The sequence below is a fragment of the Nostoc sp. genome (assembly GCF_036917135.1).
Lineage (GTDB): Bacteria > Cyanobacteriota > Cyanobacteriia > Cyanobacteriales > Nostocaceae > Nostoc.
Map to the genome: position 1 here is coordinate 1 of NZ_JBALEA010000040.1, position 15,902 is coordinate 15,902.

The window sequence follows — 15,902 nt, forward strand, 5'->3', positions numbered from 1 at the left end:
AGTAGAGTCAAGTGATTTGTTTGGCTCCTTCGATGAAAATCCGCAACTGCTGTTTGAAGATGTCGCAACAAACGACTCTACATATATTCAGATGGGCACCACAGAAAATCCTGTGGATGAACTATCAGAAAATATAATTTTTGGGGAAACTTCCGATTCCCTCCAGACGAGTGCAGAAGTTTTAGATCCTGATGAAAATAATAATTTAGAAGCGACCTTTGAGTTCACAGAAAATATAGATTTTAAAAATGATTTACTGTTTACAGAAACTATTCTGACAGAAGCAGAAAATCAGGAAGAATTAGAAAAAAATGCCGCAATAATTGACTCACAATCTGTTAATGACTTCACACAAAGGGTTATTCAGGAAGATGTCGAGAACGATTTTTGGAATTTAGGAGAGACATCTGAAGCGGCACCAGTGTCAGAGATAGAAAATACTATTATTGCCTCGACTGAAGAGTTGGCAACTAGAGAAACCATTGCAGAAGTTACTCTAGAAGATGAATTTGCAGACTTGGCAGCATTATTAGGAGAGGAAGTCGCACCCATCCCCAAAGCTAAGGAGATACCAGAACTAGATTTTGCTGCCCTGGAAGAATTGCTAGGTACAGATAATGACAGCGATCGCAGCCAGCCCCTAGACATTCAACCAGTCTTGGCTAAAATTCCGATTCCATCACCAGCGATCAAAGATGAATTTGGTGATTTGGAGAAGTTACTGGCAGAAGCCGATCAAACAATATCCCATTCACCCTCAGTCAAATCGAACACCAACAAAGCTACCCGTCCCTCTACTCGTCGGACTCCGAGATTTGAAGAAACGATGAAGGTTCCAGTTAAGCAACTGGACGATATGAGTAATTTGGTTGGGGAATTGGTGGTAAATCGCAACACCTTAGAGCAGGATCATGAACGGCTGCGACAGTCATTAGATAACTTGCTGATTCAGGTACAACAACTCTCAGATGTAGGCGCAAGGATGCAAGAGTTGTATGAGCGATCGCTATTAGAAGCCTCTTTGTTAGCTGGACGCAAAAAGAAAGACCCCGGTGTTCAAGCGCCAGATGCCAACGCCGATAGGGGTTTTAGCGAGTTAGAAATGGATCGTTTTACTCCCTTCCACACCCTCTCACAGCAGATGATTGAGCGCATTGTGCGAGTACGTGAATCGGCTAGTGACATTGATTTTGTTACCGAAGAAACCGAGCGAGTCGCAAGGCAATTCCGCCAAGTAACCACCCAGTTACAAGAGGGATTAACAAGAGCGCGAATGGTGCATTTTGCCCAAACTATCGATCGCTGGCGGCGAGGAGTGCGCGACAACGCCATCAAGTGTGGCAAACAAGTAGAGTTGGTGATCGAAGGTGGTGAGACCTTAATTGACAAGATGATTTTGGATCATCTGACCGATCCATTAACTCACATGCTGAATAATGCGATCGCTCACGGTATTGAAACCCCAGAAGAACGGCAAGCTGCTGGTAAACCACCCGTGGGAATCATCACCATCCGCGCCTTCCACCAAGGTAATCAAACGATCATTTCCGTAGGCGATGATGGTGCAGGCATTGATTCGGAAAAGGTTAAGGCTAAGGCGGTGAAGATTGGCATGCTTACAGAAGCGCAGGCAAAAGCTATGTCTCGCCTGGAAGTCTACGATCTGCTGTTCCAGTCTGGTTTTACCATTAAAGACCAGGCAGATGAAATTTCTGGCCGTGGTGTGGGTATGGACGTAGTGCGCTCCGAGATTAGCGAAATTCGGGGAACAGTTAACACCGATTCTACTCTTGGTAAGGGAACCACCTTCACCATTCGTTTACCACTGACTCTGAGTATTTGTAAAGCTCTTTGCTGCGTCTCCGATCGAGCCAGGGTTGCCTTCCCGATGGATGGTGTAGAAGATACCCTGGATATACCACTCAAAAATATTCAGCACGATGCCAATGGGCAATCATTTATTTCCTGGCGTGATACAGTGCTACCATTCCGACCTCTGAAGGAACTTTTAACCTTCAATCGCCAAATCAGTCGCGGTAATGTCTATGGCGGCACCAGAGATGATGATATGGTTTCGGTGGTTGTGGTGCGATCGGCAAATACCATGATTGCTCTACAGATTGACCTAGTGTTGAGCGAACAAGAAATTGTAATTAAGCAATTTGAAGGTCCAGCCCCTAAACCCATTGGTGTAGCTGGTGCTACAGTCCTTGGTGATGGTCGGATTATGCCCATTGCTGACGTGCTGGAAATAATTGACATCTTCCAAGGACGGATTTCTACACAAATGGGTGGCAATTCTTGGCAACAAAAAGCTACTCCTCCAGATACCTCTCCTGCGAAAATTGACCCGACAGTGCTAATCGTCGATGACTCCATTACAGTCAGAGAATTGCTATCCCTGACGTTTAATAAGGCAGGTTATCGCGTAGAACAGGCGCGTGATGGTCAGGAAGCTTGGGATAAACTTCGCTCCGGTCTGCCTTGCGATATCGTATTTTGCGACATCGAAATGCCCCGTTGCGATGGTCTAGAATTACTCTCTCGCATCCAGAAAGACCCAAACCTCAACCACTTACCGATCGCAATGCTCACCTCACGGGGTGCAGACAAGCACAGACAAATTGCATCTCAACTCGGTGCTAGTGGCTACTTTACCAAGCCTTATCTCGAAGAAGCTCTCCTCGAAGCTGCGACACGGATGTTAAAAGGGGAGAAACTCATTAGCAGTCCAACTAATACTTAGTAGTATGTAAAGAAGCACTTTTGACCTAAGACCATGCCTTCTTCTGAAAAACCTCTCACCTATCCATCCAGCCACAAGAGCAATCAAGTCGATGACTATCACGGTACTTTAGTCGCAGATCCTTATCGTTGGTTAGAAGATCCTGATTCTGAAGAAACAAGAACTTGGATTCAGGCACAAAATCAAGTTACTTTTGGCTATCTGAGTGAAATTCATGCTAGGGAAAAAATTAAACAGCGCCTTACCAAACTTTGGGATTACGAAAAATACGGAATCCCTTTTAAAGAAGGTGAACGCTACTTTTATTTTAAAAACGATGGGCTGCAAAATCAAAGTGTCCTCTACACCTTGAAAACCCTCAACGATCAACCCAAAGTTTTAATCGACCCTAATAAACTTTCAGAAGATGGCACTGTTGCTCTTTCAGGATTGTCTATTAGCGAGGATGGTAGACTTTTAGCTTATGGTCTATCGTCCTCTGGTTCTGATTGGCAAGAGTGGAAAGTCCGCGATGTTGAAACTGGTGAAGACCTCCAAGATCACTTGAAGTGGATTAAATTCTCTGGCGCATCTTGGACACACGATCATCAAGGTTTTTTCTACAGTCGCTACGATGAACCAAATGAAAAAACTCAACTAGAAGATGTTAACTATTATCAAAAGCTCTACTATCATCAACTAGGTAAACCCCAATCAGAAGACGTTTTAATTTACCATCGTCCTGACCAAAAGGAATGGGGTTTTAGTGGTGGTGTTACTGAAGATGGACGTTATCTAATAATTTCAATTTGGCTGGGTAGTGACTCAGAAAATTTGGTTTTCTCCAAAGATTTGACTAACCCTAATGCTGAAGTTGTAGAACTAATTAATCAGTTTGAGGCAAATTACAGCTTTATCGACAATGATGATAGCGTGTTTTATTTCCGTACAGATTTAAATGCACCACGGGGAAGAGTTATTGCCATTGACACAAAAAACCCGGCGCTAGAAAATTGGCGAGAAATCATTCCCCAATCTGCGGAAACTTTAGAAAGTGTCGGTATACTTAATAATCAGTTCGTTGCTGATTACCTCAAAGATGCTCGCAGCCAAATTAAAATTTTTGATCTCAAAGGTGCGTTTATTCGAGAGGTAGAACTACCCGGACTCGGTTCAGCCAATGGCTTTGCTGGTAAGCGTTATGATACTGAAACTTTTTATAGCTTTAACAGTTTTACCATACCAGGCACTATTTATCGCTACAACCTGGTGACCGGAAAAAGTGAGGTTTTCCGCCAGCCACAGGTAGATTTTAATCCAGATAATTACGAGACAAAACAAGTCTTTTATCACAGCAAAGATGGTACTAAAGTGCCAATGTTTATTACGTACAAAAAAGGCATTAAATTAGATGGAAATAACCATACTTATCTCTATGCTTATGGCGGTTTTAATGTGTCAATGACACCTGGTTTTTCTGTGAGTCTTTTGGTATGGATGGAGATGGGTGGTGTCTATGCTATGCCTAATATCCGCGGCGGTGGAGAGTACGGTGAAGAATGGCATCAAGCAGGAATGAAGTCGAAAAAGCAGAATGTCTTTGATGATTTTATTGGCGCTGCTGAGTGGTTGATTGCTAATAAGTATACTAAGACTGAGAAGCTAGCGATCGCAGGTGGTAGTAATGGTGGCTTATTAGTGGGTGCTTGCATCACGCAACGTCCCGATTTGTTTGGTGCAGCTTTGCCAGCAGTCGGCGTGATGGATATGTTGCGGTTCCACAAATTTACCATCGGTTGGGCTTGGATTTCCGAATATGGTTCAGCAGATAATCCAGAAGAGTTTCCAGCGCTGTATGCTTATTCGCCATTGCAAAATCTCAAAGCAGATACAGCTTATCCAGCAACCTTAATTACCACAGCCGATCATGACGATCGCGTTGTCCCTGCTCATAGTTTCAAATTTGCCGCCGCTTTGCAAGAGGCTCACGCTGGTGATGCGCCAACGCTAATTAGAATTGAGACGAAAGCAGGCCATGGTGCAGGTAAACCCACGGCTAAAATTATCGAAGAAGCCGCAGACAAATGGGCTTTTTTGGTGCGTGCTTTGGATGTGAAATTGTAGCAACTTTGTAGGGCTGGCACTGGCCACCCTACGAGGCTAAACTAACTGAATCAATAATTAATTTACACAAAAAGTTTTCCCCGACATCAGTAGTTCCAACTTACAAGCGCTGTCATTACCCTTGCAATAGCGGCGCGATCGTTATCCTCTCTAGACTCAAATAATCTTTCTGCTTGTTGCAGATGGGTAACTGCTTCCTTTCCATGCATACATCTATTCAGATAGTACAACGAAATTCCTAAGTCTTGATGAATGTCTGGATCGTTAGGATGATGCTCTAACTGTTGCCGCAAAAGCTCAACTTCATTCTCTAGGTATTGCCAAGAAGATTGCCCAGGTTCTCGGTTTGCCATAATTTTTATATAAAGCGTTGAAGTAGGTACTTCCGATTTTCTAGCAAAATAGGGGATATCTAAAAACTGTGCAATCGTTTTGGCAATACTTACAGCACTCTCATAGCTACCATCAGACTTTAGATAAAAGCGCCAGTAGATTGATGCCAAAATTAATCTCGGATAAAAAGATATTCCTCCTTCAGAACCACTGACATCTTCTACTTCAATACCTGAAATAAGATGACACGGAAACTCAACAGATTTTGTCTGTAAAATTTTGAATCGATTTTGTCTTTCCCAGAGAATGGAATTTTTTACTTTATCAAAAGTGTAAGTAGTAATTTCTGTATCCTTAATTATTGTATATAGACTTATTGCAACCATTACGCATCCACTTACTACGGCGATGATTCCAGGATAATTAGCACGCTGAAGTACCAACCCCAATAAACAAAGGAAAAGACCAAATGGAATCAAAGTTATGCTAATGAGTAATACACCCCAAAGCGATTTTTGGAAACGCAAAATGAGCCGATGCTGGTTTTGTTCGATAATCTTCATGAATTAATTGAGATAGTACGGCTGAGTTTCGTTCCACTCTCTTATCTGCAATGAGAGGGTGAGTTTCAATATTGATATATGAGTTAAAATTAAATCAATCATTCTAGGCAAATATTAACTATGAAATGGGAAGAAGTTTGTGAACACAAACAATTACAAGATTTACCCTTCAAAATTGAATTAAATAAATGGGGACAAATTGTAATGAGTCCAGTCCAAATTAAACATTCTTTTTATCAAGGAAGAATCCAACGTTTATTAGAATCTTTATTGAATACAGGAGAAGTAATGCCAGAATGTGCTATCAACACATCAGACGGTGTGAAAGTTGCTGATGTTGTCTGGTGTTCAGAGGAACGATTTTGTCAAATTGAAAATGAAGTATCAGCATCGATTGCACCAGAAATTTGTGTAGAAGTAAAATCTAGTGGTAACACTTTGGAAGAAATGGAATTTAAAAGAAATTTATATTTAGAAGCTCAAGCTGTTGAAGTCTGGTTATGTAATGAACAAGGTCAAATGAAATTTTATAATGAGCAAGGTGAATTAGAACAATCTTTGTTAGTTTCTAAGTTTCCTAAGCAAATTAAACGGTAATTGCAGAGAAGAGATTTTATAAATGCGATCGCTTCTAATTCTGGGTAAGGCAAATCCTAACGCTGATACCAATTCGATATAAAGTAGCGCCAAACCAAAAGTCACTTTTATGTGTGTTGCAAGCTTTCTTTTGAAACAGAGTTTGGCGCAGTCTCACAAAGAAACAGTATTACCGCTCTTGTGTTTAAAACTCGACAGATTGGGCTGTACCAGTCAAAGGGATTGTTATATAAGTTTGTCTTTGCCCCTGGTTAAATCTAGGAATCACAGAAAAGAGGTTTCTTGTTGTGATTCCCTTAGTTTCAACTATGGCTGATTTACTGTTTCCAAGGTTTACACGGGGTAAGATCAAGGTAAACAAGGTGTTGCCAGTATCTACTGTCTGACGGATAGTTACAGTTACTAGTGTACCAATTTCTGTTTCTACAGAACGGATCTGCTCATTACCTGTAAAGTTTAATGTCTGTTGCTGATCTTTATAGGTAAAAAGTGGCTTGCCAGTAAAGCTTGTGGTTGAGTAAGTAATGCTGACATTCTTCCCTTGGAACTGGTACAAGTCCGGTACTGCTGAGGCATGAGCTGATAATACAGGTATTGCTGTTAACAGCATACCTAGTGTAAACGCTCCAATTAAGTTTCTTGTTTGCATATCTCAAAAAGTTATTGCTAATTTGACAGAGATACCTGCCCTCATGGGATCACAACAGGCTTAAAGCTGATTTTAAAACTGGATATTCCGAAAATCGTGTAACATGGAACACATTGCAAAGGTTATTAATATATTTGCATTGGTATTTATTGGGCTGAAGCCACGGAGATTCCTAAGATATCACTGTTTTAATATCCTGATTTCTCAGCTTCTTGGACTAGACTAAATTTACCCATCTTGGGCATTTTAACATGGGGGCGGCGATTAAAATCGTCTGTTATTGCCCCTATAAATAAAATTTAGGGGCTAACTCACCGCAGAAAAATTGGTGTGGCAATAAGTTTAAGTTTATGTGTCATCTTCCCCTGCCAAATTTTTTTTGAGGAGATTTTATTTCGTTTTTGTCTTATTCCCTCTATAACTAACAACTTGAGTTAGATTTAAGTTTTGAAATGCCCTTTGGGGTTTTATTTAAAAATTGGAAATTTTGCATTGCTTATGAAACGGCGCTCATACATGCTTATAGGATTTTTCCTGAGCCTGATCTTAACTATCGTGCCTTTGTCGGGCAATTTCACCAATGCTGCAACACCAACAGCAGTGGCACCTGTATCTACTCTCTCATTCACCCAAGGTGTACAAAAAACGGTATTGGACAATGGCTTAACGGTGCTAACCAAAGAAGTTCATACCGCTCCAGTGGTGAGTGTGCAGGTTTGGTATAAAGTTGGTTCACGCAATGAGGTTAAGGGAGAGAATGGCATTTCTCACCAACTAGAACATTTGATGTTCAAAGGTACAAATGACCGTCCAGTACAGTTTGGAAGGTTGTTTAGTGCCTTGGGTAGCCAGTTCAATGCTTTTACTAGTTATGACGAAACGGCTTATTTTGGCACAGTGCAGCGAGACAAATTAGAAGCACTGCTGACACTGGAAGCCGATCGCATGGAAAACTCTTTAGTTGGGACTGAGCAACTAAAAAGTGAAAAGCGGGTGGTAATCTCTGAGTTGCAGGGGTACGAAAATTCACCCGGCTATCGTCTGAATCGGGCAGTGATGCGAGCGGCTTTCCCCAATCGAGCTTATGGCTTATCGGTGGGAGGCACAAAAGCCGATGTCGAAAAATTCACGGTGGAGCAGGTACGGAATTATTACCAAACCTATTACAGCCCAGAAAATGCCACGTTAGTTATTACTGGGGATTTTGCCACAGAACCTGTACTTAAAGTTGTCAAAGAAACTTACGGTAAGTTGGTAAAAAGAGGACACATAAAGACAGGGAAATTACCCACGGCTTCTTCTTCCCTATCTGTTGCTAAAAAAGCACCGATTGTCCTGAAGCAACCTGGAAGTGCAGCCATATTGCAAGCGGTGTATCCTCTACCAGATATCAAACATCCTGATGTGCCAGCAATTGATTTGATGGATGCCATTCTCACAGGTGGACGTAGCTCTAGGCTTTATCAGGCGTTGGTGGAATCTGGACTCGCCAGTTCAGTGAGTGGTGGTGCTGCGGAACTCATCGAACCTGGTTGGTATGAAATTGAAGCTACGGCGGCTCCAGGTAAAGAGTTGAGTAAAATTTCCCAGGTACTCCAAGAATCTTTAACAGAATTGCAAGAGGAGCCAGTTACCTCAGAAGAGTTGAACCGGGCGAAGACGCAACTGCAAGCTTCGTATATTTTGGGGAACCAAGATATCACTAGTCAGGCTACTCAACTGGGGTATAACCAAACGATCGCAGGGGATTATCATTTTATTGAAACCTATCTGGCTGCGATCGCTAAAGTCACCCCGGATCAAGTGCAGCAAGTAGCGAAAACTTATCTCAATCCGGCTAAACAAACCATCGGTTTCTTTGAGCCGACTCAACCAGATGGCAAACCAGGAACTTCTAACGCTGGTTCTAGTCGCACGGTGGAAAATTTCAGCCCTGGTAAGCCTGTAGATCCAGCAGAACTGGCGAAATATCTGCCACCTACCACATCAGCGACAGATTCAGGCAAACAATCACTACCAGAAGAGTTTACCTTAGATAATGGTTTGAAAGTTTTGTTGTTAAGCGATCGCAACCTTCCCACCATTAACCTGAGTGGACAAATTAGCGCTGGTGCTGAATTTGACGGCAATCAAAAAGCTGGATTAGCGAATCTGACTGCAAACAACTTAATGAATGGGACAAAGACTAAAAATGCTCTGACCCTAGCAACAATTTTAGAAGACCGGGGAGCCGATTTGAGCTTCAGCGCTAGCCGCGAGGGAACTAACATTAGCGGTGAGGGACTTTCAGCAAATCTGCCAATATTGATTCAAACTCTGGCAGATGTCTTAAAAAACGCCACTTTCCCCGCAGATCAGTTAGAACTGAGTCGCCAACGGGCATTGACAAGTCTGAAAGTCCAGCTAGATGATCCTAGAGGTTTAGGACGGCAAGTATTCCAGCAAGCAATTTACCCTGAAAATCATCCATTCCACAGCTTTCCCACAGCCGAGAGTTTAAAGAATATTACTCGTGATGATTTACTTGGCTTCTATCAGACACACTACCGACCAGATACTACGACGATCGCAATAGTTGGAGACTTTGATCCAACTAAGCTAAAAACTTTGCTGAATCAGGTGTTTGGTAAATGGCAAGCCGCAGGTAAGCCACCTGTTCTGGAAATCAAGTCCGTACCATTGCCACAAACTTTGACACGTCTAAACCAAGTAATTCCCGGTAAAACTGAGGCTGTTACCTACATCGGCTACAATGGCATCTCTCGGAAAGATCCACGTTATTATGCAGCACTGGTGCTAAATCAAATTTTCGGTGGTGATACCTTATCAAGTCGCCTGGGTACAGAAGTGCGCGATCGCCAAGGTTTGACTTACGGTATATATAGTGGTTTTGCCGCCGGCATCAACCCCGGCCCGTTCTTGATTCAAATGCAGACTGCTCCTGGAGATGCCCAAAAAGCGATCGCCAGTACTCTCGCTCTACTCAAACAGTTACGTGAGCAAGGAGTGAGTGAGGCGGAATTAAACACGGCAAAACGCTCAATTACCAACAGCTACCCTGTGGATTTAGCTAATCCCAGTGATGTATCCAGCATCATTTTAGATAATGCTGTCTTGGGGCTTTCACCGGCGGAAATCCGAGATTTTCCCCAACAAATTCAAGCAGTTACGATGGCTGACATCCAAAAGGCAATTGAAGATTTAATTAAGCCAGAAAATCTGGTGATTGTCACCGCAGGTCCAGGAGAGACTGTGCCCAAGGGCGGCTAATTGCCTCACATATATGAAGAACCTCTCCCCCAACCCCTCTCCGAAACGGAGAGGGGAGTCAAACTCCCCCTTTCCTTGTAGGGAAGGGGGCTGGGGGTTAGGTCTTTGACCTTTAGCAACCTAGCAAAAGTTTAAATAGAATAAGACACTGGGAAAGACTTTGCATCCTTTGGCTTTACATACACTCGCTGTTTCGGTTCTAACTCTAAGTCATTAAAGCGATCGCGTGTTAAATGCGCCATCACCACTTGCCCATCATCGAAAGTTAATTCCACCTGAATTTCCCAACCCAAATGTACCAACCGGTTCACTGTCGCAGGTGTAGTGGCATCGTTGGCAGACTTTTCAAAAATCACATCTTGGGGACGCAAAAACACTTGGGGGTGTGGCGCATCAAAGCCGCTACTTTTAAAAATCTTCGAGCTACTAGGTAATATGTTCACTGGCCCGATGAAACTCATCACAAAAGCTGTAGCCGGATTATCGTAAATTTCGGCTGGTGTCCCCACCTGTTCGATACGCCCTTTATTCATCACCACAACCTCATCGGAGACTTCCATTGCCTCCTCTTGGTCGTGGGTAACGAAAACCGTGGTAACATGAACCTCATCATGGAGGCGGCGTAACCATGCCCGTAAGTCTTTGCGAACTTTGGCATCAAGTGCGCCAAAGGGTTCATCTAGCAGCAATACATCAGGTTCGACTGCCAGTGCCCTGGCTAGTGCTACCCGTTGCCTTTGACCACCAGAAAGTTGTGACGGATAGCGATCGCCTAATCCAGTCAATTGCACCAATTCGAGTAACTGTTCTACCCGCCCCTTAATTTTCTTTGGCTGTGCCTTGCGAATTTCTAAGCCAAAGGCAATATTTTGCTTGACAGTCAGATGCTTAAATAGGGCATAGTGCTGAAACACAAAGCCAATATTGCGCTGTTGCACACTTTGGTATGTAGCGTCCTTACCGGTCAGCAGAATTTTGCCGCTATCTGGCATTTCTAAACCTGAAATTAACCGTAATAGCGTAGATTTACCTGAGCCTGATGGACCGAGAAGCGCAACTAGCGAACCACTCTTAATTTCCAGGCTGACCTGATCAACTGCCTTGAAACTCCCGAATTGTTTGGAGACGTTTTCAACTACTATGCCCACTGCTGCTATACCTCTGTAACTCAATCTACAGATCCTTGGTAGGATTACTGTGTCTTACATATACCATAGATCGTTATTTTCAGATGAACAAGATTTAGCGATCGCAACTGCTGCGATCGCACCAGCTACAATAGACATCTCCGAAAAAGAATGTAGAGACGGCGATTTATCGCGTCTCTTGCCTTAACCGAACCGTATTGCCCAATCCCCAAATTACCTAGTCCGCAACAACTGCACAAAGGTATTACTCACCGTATTGTCTTTAGTATCAGCCGCGTATTGAATCAATTTTTCTCGCAGTTCTTTGGCTGCATCTAAAGGAAGTAAGGTTGCCAGCAAGAAGTAAACACCACGAAAACGCGGATCGCCCATTCTATCAACTAATAGTCCTTCGGCGGTATTAGTTTCGCCCAGAAAGTTTTGCACCAAAAAGAAATCCATAACTTTATCGTGGCGGAAGTACCATTCTTTCTTCGCTTCGCCTTTTTCATTTTGCCACTGACGGCTGACTACCATTTTGTATTTATCGTCTTCTAAAGACATGACAACTTGCTGAAATTCATCTTCAGGTATAGCTTGTTTGTCTTCGAGTCGCATTTGGTAGACGGCGGCAGAAAATCTTTTGAGTGGAAATTCTTGTTTCCAGTCTTGCTGGTATTCTGTTGCCATTAAGTTGTATCGCTGTTCTTGCAGACGAAACAAGTTTGGATATTTATCTTGTGATAGCATCAGCGCTACTACTGTTAGATCCATTGGATTGGAAAGAATTCGGTGGGCTGCGTCTAACTCTTCTTTGGCTTGCTGATCTTTGAGGACTTCTGTTAAATAGTTGATGCTGGCTTTTTCGTAATCAGCACCTTGAATTTTCGCATCTTTGGGGAGGCGCAGCTGACGGGAGATCAAAAACTCTTGAATTTGTTCTTGTTCAAGGGGCTGCAAGTAATATGTTTTGGCTGTTGAGGGGGGTGTCCACTCTAGGGGCTGGGTTGTCATTATAATGTTGCCCCGGAAATAGCTTTCGACAAACTGGGTGATTTTGGCGCGGGTTTCGGCGGTGACTTCGTTAAGTCCGTCGATGCAGATATCTATCCCGCCACTGTAAATCAGGTTTTTCAAAAAGTCGGCATCTTGGGCTTGGCCGTGTAGCTTGTCTTGGATGGCTTCTATTACGCCTTTATGACATTTCTGGGCGGGGAGATAAACGACGATGCGCTGAGACTTTTGCAACAGATGACGGAGAAACATCGACTTGCCTAAGCCGGAATCTCCTTCTAAGATAATTTGTCCTTGAATACTGGGTAAGGCTGCGGTAATTGGCAGGATGTCTCCTGATGTGGGAACTTTGACTTTTGACTCTGGGAAGTATGATTGGTCATAAAAATTATCCAAGCCGGCGTCGGCTAATAGGGAAGGTTTGAAGGGTTCAAATAATTTGCGGCGGAAGGGTGGAAACCAGGTGAGGAGAAAGCCGACATAGCCCACGCCGACAATCCGGCGTACCCAAGGGTTCCAGAAGAAGATGGCTTGGACTTGGGGAAATTTGGGGTAGGCAAAGATGAGGGCTAGCCAAAAGGCAATGTGAGAGATGATAACAATTCTGGCGTTAAAAAACCACTGCCAACCTTTGAGGTGAAGTATGACTGATTGCAGTGAATCAGCTTCGTTGTATCCGGCATTTTTCAGGTTGTTGTAGTGAGTTTCTAAAATAACAATATCTTGTGGTTGCCAAGAGACTTTTCTGGCAACTAGAGCAATTTGCTTTGCTAAGTCTTCCCTTAATCGTTCTAAACCTTGACTAGGTTTCCAGGCTTGGGCAAAGATTTTGAGAGTTTTATCACCGCGATCGTGGCTTAATGAAGTAGGAATCGTTTTAGTGTCAGCAAAACCCAGCCATGTCAGCAGTGTTTTGACTTCATCAGTGCCGCCAGCAAAGAAATAGGTGAAAAATCGCCACTGTTCAAATTCTGATTGACCTGCGTAATAAATGCTATCCAGAATTACAACAACATTATTCAGGTTGAGTTGTTCTATCTTTCCCAATGCCACTGCTGCACCGTAACGAACATTTGAGTCAACGGATTTATCCTTGAGGATGTCGAGGATGTCTTTGACGTAGGGTTTGGCAGCCTCCCCCAGATTTACCAATGCCACTGCTGCACCGGAACGAACATAAGAGTCAACGGTTTTATCCTTGAGGATGTCAGCGATGTCTTTGACGTAGGGTTTGGCAACCTCCCCCAGATTTCCCAATGCCGATGCTGCACCGTAACGAACATAATAGTCAACGGATTTATCCTTGAGGATGTCGAGGATGTCTTTGACGTAGGGTTTGGCAGCCTCCCCCAGATTTCCCAATGCCACTGCTGCACGGTAGCGAACAATTGAGTCAACGGTTTTATCCTTGAGGAAGTCGAGGATGTCTTTGACGTAGGGTTTGGCAGCCTCCCCTAGATTTCCCAATGCCTCTGCTGCACTGGAACGAACATCTTTATCAACGGATTTATCCTTGAGGATGTCGGCGATGTCTTTGACGTAGGGTTTGGCAGCCTCCCCCAGATTTCCCAATGCCACTGCTGCACGGGAACGAACATTTGAGTCAACGGATTTATCCTTGAGGATGTCGAGGATGTCTTTGACGTAGGGTTTGGCAGCCTCCCCCAGATTTCCCAATGCCGATGCTGCACCGGAACGAACAATTGAGTCAACGGATTTATCCTTGAGGATGTCGAGGATGTCTTTGACGTAGGGTTTGGCAGCCTCCCCCAGATTTACCAATGCCACTGCTGCACCGGAACGAACATTTGAGTCAACGGATTTATCCTTGAGGATGTCGAGGATGTCTTTGACGTAGGGTTTGGCAGCCTCCCCCAGATTTCCCAATGCCGATGCTGCACCGGAACGAACAATTGAGTCAACGGTTTTATCCTTGAGGATGTCGAGGATGTCTTTGACGTAGGGTTTGGCAGCCTCCCCTAGATTTCCCAATGCCGATGCTGCACCGTAACGAACAATTGAGTCAACGGATTTATCCTTGAGGATTTTGTCAGCTTTTTGAGCAACATCGTCCGGTTTCTTACCCAAGGATTTCAAATCTTTCAGATCATATTCAACTAATTTCTTCAGAGCATATCCCTTAACATTGTCGTATCCATCATCAAGGGCTGCTAATATACCGTTAATCTGCCAATCTTGGGGTTTGGGTTTGGGGGTTTCTTTGGCGTTTACCCAAGAGAGGGAGAGGAAGAAAGTTAGGAGTAGGGTGAAACAGAAAAGGAAAAAGAGGGAGAGCTTGTTAGTGTGGCGGGGAGTTATGAGCATAAATCAGGGCAAGGCGGCAGATTGCACGCGGTTATGAGTATAATACCAAGCTTGCAATTCCTGATTCCTGATTGAGTAAGTCAGATTTTATTTGGGTTTTTAGGTTTGTATTTGTGGGAGCTTCCCAAATTTGAAAATTTACTATGCTGCGTTCAGGCAGGAATAAGAGAATGAAGAAACGAACCGCAAAGGGCGCAAAGAGCGCAAAGTAAGAGAACAGACTTGATATTGATCTTTGCTCATGAGTATTAAAGACTCGCTCACGAGTATTAAAGACTCTCCCGCGAGTATTAAAGACTTGCTCACGAGTATTAAAGATTCTCCCGCGAGTATTAAAGACTTGCTCACGAGTATTAAAGATTCTCCCGCGAGTATTAAAGACTTGCTCACGAGTATTAAAGACTCGTCCGCAAGTATCAAAAGCTCATCCGCAAGTATAAAAGACTCGTCCACGAGTATTAAAGACTCATTAATGAGGTTTAACTACTCATTCACGGAGTTCAAAGACTACAGCACTTATTGTTTGAATCCAGTACACCAGGATACGCGGTAGGGGCACAGCATGCTGTGCCCCTACGAATGCTTGTATTTGACGCAAGCGAGAACGGTTATAAACCGAATGGCAATATTTGCCTATGAATCAGAAGTGGCTTTAGCAGGTTTACTTTTTATAGCTTTAAACCGTTCGCCTAACTGTTCGGCAATAGTTTTTAACCCTGGAGTTTTCTTAGCAGCTGTCTTCACGTAGTCGTAAACTGTCAAACTGCTGCCCATTGCTTCGCTACCGACTGCCATTAGGGTATCATCTACTTGTTCTGTCAGTTGTCGCAGTCCAATCAAAACTTCGGTGAGGGTGGTGGCTAATTGATAATCCCGCAGAAATTCGTCTACATCAAAGCTAGCTGGTAAAATGTCTCGGTTAGACTGGGCAGCAGTCAGGCTAGTGTTGACGAAAGCTAGGCTTTTATCGCCCATCTTAAATAACTTGCGTCGTTCTTCCACACTCAAGGTAACGAGAAAGGGCATCTTTGCTTGGATAGTCGCAAAGGCTGCTTTAATTTCTTGGATATCTGCTGGGGAAAGAGAGGCGGTAATGTTTTGGTAAGCCATTGGATATTTACTGTGGTGAATCTGTTTGTTATGATTCCCACTGGTAAATGCGATCGCACAGTCTT

General features: G+C 43.5%; 10 protein-coding genes. 5 read left to right on the forward strand and 5 right to left on the reverse strand.

Going from position 1 to position 15,902, the window contains the following annotated elements:
* Both V7K50_RS11695 and V7K50_RS11700 read left to right on the forward strand, forming a co-directional pair.
* Window positions 1-2,746, forward strand: a 2,746-nt coding sequence (locus V7K50_RS11695; protein ID WP_334960151.1) for a hybrid sensor histidine kinase/response regulator, incomplete at its 5' end; no start/stop codon positions are given.
* A gap of 33 nt (window positions 2,747-2,779) precedes the next feature.
* Window positions 2,780-4,849 (forward strand): prolyl oligopeptidase family serine peptidase, encoded by a 2,070-nt coding sequence (locus tag V7K50_RS11700; protein WP_334960153.1) that lies wholly within the window; start codon window positions 2,780-2,782, stop codon window positions 4,847-4,849.
* A gap of 86 nt (window positions 4,850-4,935) precedes the next feature.
* Here the strand turns inward: V7K50_RS11700 and V7K50_RS11705 are convergent, their stop codons facing one another.
* Window positions 4,936-5,745: a hypothetical protein gene (locus V7K50_RS11705; protein ID WP_334960155.1), complete on the reverse strand. Its 810-nt coding sequence runs from the start codon at window positions 5,743-5,745 to the stop codon at window positions 4,936-4,938.
* A gap of 120 nt (window positions 5,746-5,865) precedes the next feature.
* Here V7K50_RS11705 and V7K50_RS11710 point away from each other — a divergent pair, with 120 nt between their 5' ends.
* Complete coding sequence (locus tag V7K50_RS11710; protein ID WP_334960157.1) at window positions 5,866-6,342, forward strand: Uma2 family endonuclease; 477 nt, start codon at window positions 5,866-5,868, stop codon at window positions 6,340-6,342.
* Window positions 6,343-6,526: 184 nt separating this feature from the next.
* On the opposite strand, the gene V7K50_RS11715 is transcribed toward V7K50_RS11710, so the two are convergent.
* On the reverse strand, window positions 6,527-6,991 hold the full coding sequence (locus tag V7K50_RS11715; RefSeq protein ID WP_334960159.1) for a hypothetical protein: 465 nt from the start codon (window positions 6,989-6,991) through the stop codon (window positions 6,527-6,529).
* A 498-nt stretch (window positions 6,992-7,489) separates the two neighbouring features.
* On the opposite strand from V7K50_RS11715, the gene V7K50_RS11720 reads away from it, so the two are divergent.
* The gene (locus tag V7K50_RS11720) at window positions 7,490-10,261 is read left to right on the forward strand and encodes a pitrilysin family protein (protein WP_334960161.1); all 2,772 of its coding nucleotides are present in this window, start codon (window positions 7,490-7,492) and stop codon (window positions 10,259-10,261) included.
* 131 nt (window positions 10,262-10,392) lie between these two features.
* On the opposite strand, the gene V7K50_RS11725 is transcribed toward V7K50_RS11720, so the two are convergent.
* Window positions 10,393-11,409: a sulfate/molybdate ABC transporter ATP-binding protein gene (locus tag V7K50_RS11725; RefSeq protein WP_334960163.1), complete on the reverse strand. Its 1,017-nt coding sequence runs from the start codon at window positions 11,407-11,409 to the stop codon at window positions 10,393-10,395.
* Window positions 11,410-11,458: 49 nt separating this feature from the next.
* On the opposite strand from V7K50_RS11725, the gene V7K50_RS11730 reads away from it, so the two are divergent.
* Window positions 11,459-11,596, forward strand: a complete 138-nt coding sequence (locus V7K50_RS11730) for a hypothetical protein (RefSeq protein WP_334960165.1) — start codon at window positions 11,459-11,461, stop codon at window positions 11,594-11,596.
* A 26-nt stretch (window positions 11,597-11,622) separates the two neighbouring features.
* Here the strand turns inward: V7K50_RS11730 and V7K50_RS11735 are convergent, their stop codons facing one another.
* Window positions 11,623-14,727 (reverse strand): HEAT repeat domain-containing protein, encoded by a 3,105-nt coding sequence (locus V7K50_RS11735; protein ID WP_334960167.1) that lies wholly within the window; start codon window positions 14,725-14,727, stop codon window positions 11,623-11,625.
* A gap of 633 nt (window positions 14,728-15,360) precedes the next feature.
* On the reverse strand, window positions 15,361-15,837 hold the full coding sequence (locus V7K50_RS11740) for a hypothetical protein (RefSeq protein ID WP_334960169.1): 477 nt from the start codon (window positions 15,835-15,837) through the stop codon (window positions 15,361-15,363).
* Window positions 15,838-15,902: the final 65 nt, after the last annotated feature.

What these genes read in the sequence shown, in the direction of transcription:
- V7K50_RS11715 (WP_334960159.1), bottom strand. Translation starts at nt 6,991, where the DNA reads ATGCAAACAAGAAACTTAATTGGAGCGTTTACACTAGGTATGCTGTTA.
- V7K50_RS11720 (WP_334960161.1), top strand. Translation starts at nt 7,490, where the DNA reads ATGAAACGGCGCTCATACATGCTTATAGGATTTTTCCTGAGCCTGATC.
- V7K50_RS11705 (WP_334960155.1), bottom strand. Translation starts at nt 5,745, where the DNA reads ATGAAGATTATCGAACAAAACCAGCATCGGCTCATTTTGCGTTTCCAA.
- V7K50_RS11735 (WP_334960167.1), bottom strand. Translation starts at nt 14,727, where the DNA reads ATGCTCATAACTCCCCGCCACACTAACAAGCTCTCCCTCTTTTTCCTT.
- V7K50_RS11700 (WP_334960153.1), top strand. Translation starts at nt 2,780, where the DNA reads ATGCCTTCTTCTGAAAAACCTCTCACCTATCCATCCAGCCACAAGAGC.
- V7K50_RS11710 (WP_334960157.1), top strand. Translation starts at nt 5,866, where the DNA reads ATGAAATGGGAAGAAGTTTGTGAACACAAACAATTACAAGATTTACCC.
- V7K50_RS11740 (WP_334960169.1), bottom strand. Translation starts at nt 15,837, where the DNA reads ATGGCTTACCAAAACATTACCGCCTCTCTTTCCCCAGCAGATATCCAA.